At 37.4% G+C, this 6,926-nt stretch carries 9 protein-coding genes; 1 reads left to right on the forward strand and 8 read right to left on the reverse strand.

Features of this window, described 5'->3' with window-relative positions:
- Positions 1-13: 13 nt before the first annotated feature.
- The 8 genes from BM398_RS16365 to BM398_RS16400 form a co-directional block, all read right to left on the reverse strand.
- Entirely contained in the window at positions 14-256 is a 243-nt protein-coding gene (locus tag BM398_RS16365; RefSeq protein WP_092339306.1) for a hypothetical protein, read from the reverse strand.
- Positions 253-684 carry a hypothetical protein gene (locus BM398_RS16370; protein ID WP_092339308.1) on the reverse strand — a complete coding sequence of 144 codons (432 nt, stop codon included), beginning with the start codon at positions 682-684 and terminating at the stop codon, positions 253-255. The genes BM398_RS16365 and BM398_RS16370 overlap by 4 nt, the downstream gene beginning before the upstream one ends.
- Complete coding sequence (locus BM398_RS16375) at positions 681-1,124, reverse strand: hypothetical protein (RefSeq protein WP_092339310.1); 444 nt, start codon at positions 1,122-1,124, stop codon at positions 681-683. Before BM398_RS16375 ends, BM398_RS16370 begins: the two co-directional genes overlap by 4 nt.
- An 86-nt stretch (positions 1,125-1,210) precedes the next feature.
- On the reverse strand, positions 1,211-2,587 hold the full coding sequence (locus BM398_RS16380) for a DNA cytosine methyltransferase (protein ID WP_092339312.1): 1,377 nt from the start codon (positions 2,585-2,587) through the stop codon (positions 1,211-1,213).
- Positions 2,588-2,719: 132 nt separating this feature from the next.
- Entirely contained in the window at positions 2,720-3,052 is a 333-nt protein-coding gene (locus BM398_RS16385; RefSeq protein WP_092339314.1) for a hypothetical protein, read from the reverse strand.
- A 264-nt stretch (positions 3,053-3,316) separates the two neighbouring features.
- A complete protein-coding gene (locus tag BM398_RS16390; RefSeq protein WP_092339316.1) occupies positions 3,317-3,517 on the reverse strand; it encodes a hypothetical protein in 201 nt (66 codons plus the stop codon).
- Positions 3,518-3,702: 185 nt separating this feature from the next.
- Positions 3,703-4,689, reverse strand: coding sequence for a hypothetical protein (locus BM398_RS16395; protein WP_092339318.1), 987 nt, complete (start codon positions 4,687-4,689; stop codon positions 3,703-3,705).
- Positions 4,690-4,944: 255 nt separating this feature from the next.
- Complete coding sequence (locus BM398_RS16400) at positions 4,945-5,703, reverse strand: hypothetical protein (RefSeq protein WP_092339320.1); 759 nt, start codon at positions 5,701-5,703, stop codon at positions 4,945-4,947.
- Positions 5,704-6,478: 775 nt separating this feature from the next.
- On the opposite strand from BM398_RS16400, the gene BM398_RS16405 reads away from it, so the two are divergent.
- On the forward strand, positions 6,479-6,790 hold the full coding sequence (locus BM398_RS16405) for a hypothetical protein (RefSeq protein ID WP_092339323.1): 312 nt from the start codon (positions 6,479-6,481) through the stop codon (positions 6,788-6,790).
- The last annotated feature ends 136 nt before the right edge of the window (positions 6,791-6,926 follow it).

Consider the following 6,926-nt stretch of genomic DNA (forward strand, 5'->3'; position numbering starts at 1 on the left):
AATCTGCATATTCCTAAACGTGTAAAGCTTTAGTATCACGCGATATACCTCCAGATATTGCAGTCGTCCATTTCTTTAATAAGAGCCCTTGTGCCATGTTTCTTGGCGTATTCGAGACAGGCTCTTGATCTATCTTCTCATCGAGCTCATTATGGTTATATGCTCCGCAATGTTCAGCTACTTCAGTGTATGCGTCTACACATTCCTTTAATTCGATATGCCCTGCGTGGGGGCAACGTGTACAGCCTATTTTCATTCTTCGCCCTCCTGTTTGTACTTATCAATAATCTTTAGAACTCCCTCTAAAAATTCCGTTCTTTGTTGATGGCAATACTCAGCAGGACGGTCATTATATAACCACATTATCTCTCCTCTTATCATGGTTAATATGTTCCCGACATTTGTATCTTGAACATCCAAGGGTTTCTTAGCAGTTGCCTCGATCTTCTCGCCAAACTCATAGCCAAGCTCGTGCAACTGATCAATCGCTATGTCACGTTCTTTTGCTACTTGCTTATATGCTTCAAGGCTGATTGCCTCATTTACCTTACGTTCTATGCTTTCGCAAACAGGAACTAACTTAACACCGCTATCTTCTAAATCGTCTTCCTTTTTACATATATCTTTTTCACGTTGCATTGCAGATAAGAAGATTCGATGTTCTGTATCGTTTAAAATGTTCATTTCTGCCCCTCCTTGTATTCCTTTGGTAATGGTGCCCACGCTATAACCTCTATTTCATCATCCATAGAGTCCGATTCGCTATGATTGTATTCATCCAGATAATCCTTGCACGTTACTGAATACCAATACCATTTGCCGTTAGCAGGGCAATAACAAGCAGTTGCCGTGAATGGTTTATCTTTGATGCTTGCGTAATATACCGCAGGTTTGTGGTTTACCCATGTAATGTTGACAGGCGTAGTATCTTGGGGCGTCCTTTCGTTGACAGGAATCCACGCAACCGCCAATTCCCTATATTCCTCCCTGCTTGATATAACATCATTTGTCTTTGGCTCTTGATCCAACTCACAAATCCTTTTTGTGGCAATATTTATAATCTCTTCCTTAAATCCTACAAAATTACATTCAAGTATTGCCTTGATGTTTTCTTCTCTTGTCATAAATTCATCCTCACTTTCTGCTCCCACCTTTCTTTTAATAACAGGGGTGGGAGCTATCTTGACAGCGGGAAACTGCTGTTGTGTATTTATGCAAATGATACTTGCCCATTGTCTGGGATTGTCAGTATAGGTGCTGCAAATCTTTCTCCTTCTTTCAAGTAGCTACAATTTGCTTCAACTATTGCTTTAGCCATTATCGGAACGACTGAATTTCCGATTCGTTTTACCTGCTCGGTTGAAGGATATTTTTTCCATCTGTAATCACGATCTATCACATAATCCTTCGGGAAGCCTTGCATTACTTTAAGCTCTTCAGGTTTAAGCATCCTAAGAAAAATGTCTGTAATAATGTATTTCTCTTTGTTTATTTCAACTACAACATTTACAAGTCCAAACCTGTCTTTAGTTGTAATCGTAGCAAGCGGTTCTGTTAATTGCTGCCCGCCGCCTGTTCCGTAGTACTTAATCAAAAATGCTGATATAAGACCGAAATGTCCGGCGGATGTTGTGATTGTATGCAAAGGTTCTACGCATGGTTGCCCTATTCCTGTTTTGTAGAATTTAGTGATAAAGCATGATACAAGCGCATTTGTGTTACTTGCATCAAGAGCTTTTATCGGTTCTGCCAAGAAATATTCTCTTGGATCACCTTCTCTGGTCTTCCCATGATTCTGGATCATGTACGAAACAGCTCTTTTATCCTTTACAATATAAGGAGAAGGATTCTCTACTATGTACTTGCGTATACCATTAGCTATGCGATTCATTGTTTTATCTGCTAACGGCTTTTTCCTGTTAAAAATAGATGTTCCTAGATCTGACCAATCAATATAGTCTCCGCAAGGCTTCCACTTCTTACCCATGATACCGTCCTTGCTATGCGTCTGAACCGGCCAGATAATAGGTTTGCCATCTCTTCGGAATATCGCATACCACCGCTTACGGGTTGTCGGTGCACCATAATCAGCAGCAATCAACTCTCTGCTGTCAAAGGTGTACCCTAATGCACACATGGAAGCAATAAAACGTTTATATTCTTCACCTTGTCTTTCTTTGATCGGATATCCATTTTCATCAAGTGGGCCCCACTGTTGTATCTCTTCCACGTTTTCCATGATGATTACATCCGGAAGAATCTTTGCGGCATGCTTATATACCGCCCATGGGAGTATGCGCAAACCATTTTTTCTTGGTTGACCGCCTTTAGCTTTTGAATGCGAAGTACAATCAGGACTTGCCCACATTAATGATACGTGCCTATCTCCTACGTATTTCTGCAAGTCTACCTTAAAAATATCCTCAGTAAGATGAAGTGTTTTTCTATGATTTGTCTTATGCATTAAGATTGCTTGCGGATCATGATTTATTGCGATATCTACCTGTCTGCCTAATGCCATTTCGATGCCTACAGATGCACCTCCGCCTCCGGCAAAACAGTCTATTATCAAATTATTGTCTCTCATCCTTTTCCTTTCCTATCCATATCAGTCTGCTTATGCTTGGCTACAGTTTTCACCATAGCCAAGCCACTGTTTACATATAATTGCTTATGTTTTTTCCTAATGTATGTAGATAGCATTTTGTCAAACTTTGCTCTACACGCATGCTGATAATGAGCAAACATCAAGGCGTTTAAAACCTCTTTTGCCTGTAATAGCATTAATGCAAGCTTGAGTTATAAACTTAAGCTTCATATCATTGAACAATGCTTCTGCGACCGTCTGATTGGAACACTTTTTTTCCTGTGTAAGGCCAAAGCCCTTAACACAGAGCGTGTCGTTGTTATCAATGGCGATATATACTTCTCCATCAACTGTTTCCCAGGCTTCAAATTTTTTTAGCTCTCGTGTCTCATTTTTCACCGTGTGAATTGAGAACAGGCTCTCATCAAAAAGAGATATCTGCCCATCAATGTCAAATAGTTTCATTTTTGATTCCTCCTTATTTGATTTGAATTTTTTGGTGATTTATATAAACGCCGGATTCGGCGGATTTTTAGTAGATAGATATATAGCGCAAAAAAGAGCCATGGTAAAATAGCCATGACTCTTTAATATTTTACGTGTATTATTTGACGTTACTAATATTATACTAAATGCGTATTTTTTTGCAACTGATGAAGTTTAAACCAGCTAAAAAATTGACCAAAAAATAGCTTTCTCCTTTTATTTAAGAAGAAAGCTTTAACTGTTCTACATAAATTCATCTTCATTTTTCAACAATTCAACCGCTTCGTAATATTCTTCCACAGTTGAATCGCAAGCATTGCATGCTTCTTCAAGCGAAAATTGATATTTATTCATAACTTTTTTAACAGCACGAACTATTCTTTGCGCATCTCCATGTTTAAAACCTTCTCGCTTCGTTTCATTTAATTTCATCAGAAGTGTCATATACTCCACCTCTCACTTCTCATTTCTTTTAACTGTATTTACTTCATTTAGTAACGCATCTGTAAATTTATCTGTCGGCTCACCGGTATGGACAAACCTAAGAAAGTTACCAAGTTCTGTATCCTGAAGCTTGGTTAACGAAGACGGAATTCTCCTTACATTATAAGAAGAATTCCATAACCATTTTAGATATTTTCATCTTCATTTTTCAACAATTCAACCGCTTCGTAATATTCTTCCACGGTTGAATCACAAGCATCACATGCTTCTTCAAGAGAAACATTATATTTTTCCATGATTTTTTGAACTGCACGAATACGCATCTGAGCAACTCCGCTTTTAGCGCCTTCAGTCAATCCTTCATTATATGCAGTCTTAGCCGGATAATCTAATACTGTTCCACCCATATTATCTAAGACCTCCTTCCTTACTATCTCATGGCCCACAGTCAAGTGCTCCATGACCTTTTTAAACATACCCGAAATTGCTATTATATCGAGTTCCTTAAGTGCTTCATCTTTTAATGCTTTCTGCAAAGAACCAGCTATAAGCTTATAGTCTGAGATCATCTTTGCAGAGATAGCTTCATTGCCTTTAATAATATCATCAAATGTCTTCTCATAATTGAAGATATAAAAAGGTATCAAAAAGTATAATTTCTTCTCGATTATATCCTCAGCAGAATAACTGGATATACTAAGCGTCGGAATCTTATACGTTACCTGTTGTCCGCCCGGAACCTTAATCGTCGTGGTGACATATTTAGGTGTATCTTCATTAGATCTAAGATACAGGATACCTGATTCCGGAAAATTTACTACTAAATGCTCTGTATCAGATGTGTTGCGTGCATCATTAAGTGCAATCTGCGCATCGTACTCAAACATTCTGATAACCATTGTTCCATCAGTAGTGCTCTGGCATTCGATATGGAATCTCCGAACATGTTCTCCATCACTTATTGTAAATGAAGAATCTGTTATCCGCTTTGCTTGTTCTCCGTTCTGCTGATTTAGAAAAATCTCATTTGCTGATAAATTCAGCTTTTCTCTTCCCAACAAATGAATACCGCTTTCCTTAAACATCTCATTTATCAAAGGTATGAGAGTGATCGGTGCATCTGTTATCAGTGTTCGGAAAGCATCATCATATGGCGTAAAACTATTGTCCATTTGGATTATCTCCCTTCAATATTATGTGTTTTTGTATTATGTAAAATCAGAAGATAACCCATTTAGGGCATCTTCTGATAAAAAGTAATCAGTCAGCCCTTCAGGGACTATTCGTTTCATTTTCGTTGTTACATTGCTTTAATATTATAATATCTTAGCTGGTTTTTCTGTTCAAGAACATTTAGAGAAATTTCATAATATCCCGCTATGCAAAATGCTCTCTGTTTTGTGGCTTCTTTTTTGATAAAGTTAATGTCAAGCCAGCTGCTGTTTCCTATTGTATTCAGTTCGTGCATCTATATATGCCCTTCTCTGAGTTTCGGTAAACTTAAGATCATCAAAACACTTGTTTAAATTAACCATAGCATCTTCATAGGATACAGTGCCAAATACTGATAGAACATCCCAGTCGCCCTGATAATTGATCGCATACTCATGATTCCACATTTCATAAAGGAATGCTGATTTCTGATACTCATAGTTATCAGCAACGCGCTCCTTCTGCATATTAAGTGCGTCTCTGAGGGCATAGTGCCTATCAACGAAGGAAGCAAGACTTTTGTCCATGTAGCAAAATCCTACGCGGTTAAGGAGCATATCTTTCGTCTTTTTTCTTCTTTCGTTATCATTGCCTATAAAGAACATAGATATGTGATCATGCTGTTTTGCATAGAAGTTATGAAGGAAATAGCTTTTCTGCTGATAGTCATCATAGCTCTTAAGTGGCTCTATAAACTCTTCTTCTGTGAAGAGCTTAGTGTTTAGGGTATCAATATACCACTGTCTGAGTCCTGCAAGACCTTTTTCTTCATAAATATAGGTATGCAGATTGCCAAAATCATCAATGATCTGGTGATTATTTTTGAATACAAGATAGCTGTACCCACGAAGAGGACCAAAATCAATGAAATACACATCATAGCCTTTTACGTTTATGCTCTCAAGGGCAATGGCTGCTGCATCAGTCTGTGAAAGAGCTCTAATCTCATCATATGACAATTTTGTTTTATCCATTTTTTCTCCATTTAGCCCTGTAAAGGGCATGGTCTCTTGGCAAGTCATAAGCCTCCAACCTGATGCCCTTTTAAAGGGTAAATGTTGTTTTTTACTTTTTATTTTTTTACGCAGATCTTGATACAAAGGATATTCCAAGGATCGTAGTAGCAATTTCTGACGCATCGGAAAAAGCTGAAATTCTTGCTCCCTTCCAAGATCCGTGAGTGTCATTGACGCCATTAAGAATCTTAATCGGTACTAGACCTTTTATCTGTGTAAGTTCTATGAGATTATTTGTATAATCGTCAAGAAATATATCCCCGGGCTTTATTATGTTAGCATCGGGGAATAATCGCCAATTTTCATCGGGAGATTTTGACCAATAATCATCGGATTAAATTGACCAATCACATATTAAAGTAATAAAAGGGACCTATTAGCATATGAGAGAGTGGCTAATAGGTCCTTGAGTTCTTTGTGGCACAAATACCAGTTAAGGAACTTCTGGGGACTTACATATCTTATGGAAAATACATAAGTCTAAAGCTGGGAATTCAAATAACAAAATAATGTTAATACATCTGTAAAAATAAATCAATCTGAATCTTATTATATAATTGGAAATCATCTATACATCTATATAGTTATAGATACCTCTATACATCTTATTTTTCATCTATTTCTGCGCGAGTTCATAAAAAAACAATCGATAACGAATTAACATTGATAAAGAGTATTCTGCATGATAGAATGTTAATAATTATTTAAAATGTATTGGTGAGGAGTATTAAGTATGGGAGCAGAAAAAGAAGTATTCATGGACACCAACGTGTTTACGAATATTGTTGATAATATGCAAAGTGCAGCTGCAAGCTGCGTTCTTTCGGATGAACCACTTGGAATAATGAATGTTATGGAAGGAACTGACGTTGGAAGAAAAATGAATGAGATTCTAAAAAAAGTCTACAAAACACAAGACTTATATAGACATGAAACAGCAGACTCTCTTCCAAGAGCTCTTCTTACGCTCAGAGACAGCATGATTGAGCAGGATAAGATTATAAGCGATAGTCTTACTGTTGAAAAAATCGGAGGAAAACAATAATGGGGATTCATTCAGATATAGCGAGATTACATCAGAAGATAAGAGAATGTGAGGATAATATTTCTGAGCTTGAAGAGGCGCGTGAGTTTTTGAATCAAAAACACACGATAATACAGGATGAGGCGTATGAACCAGC

Source organism: Butyrivibrio sp. M55 (assembly GCF_900116865.1).
Lineage (GTDB): Bacteria > Bacillota > Clostridia > Lachnospirales > Lachnospiraceae > Butyrivibrio.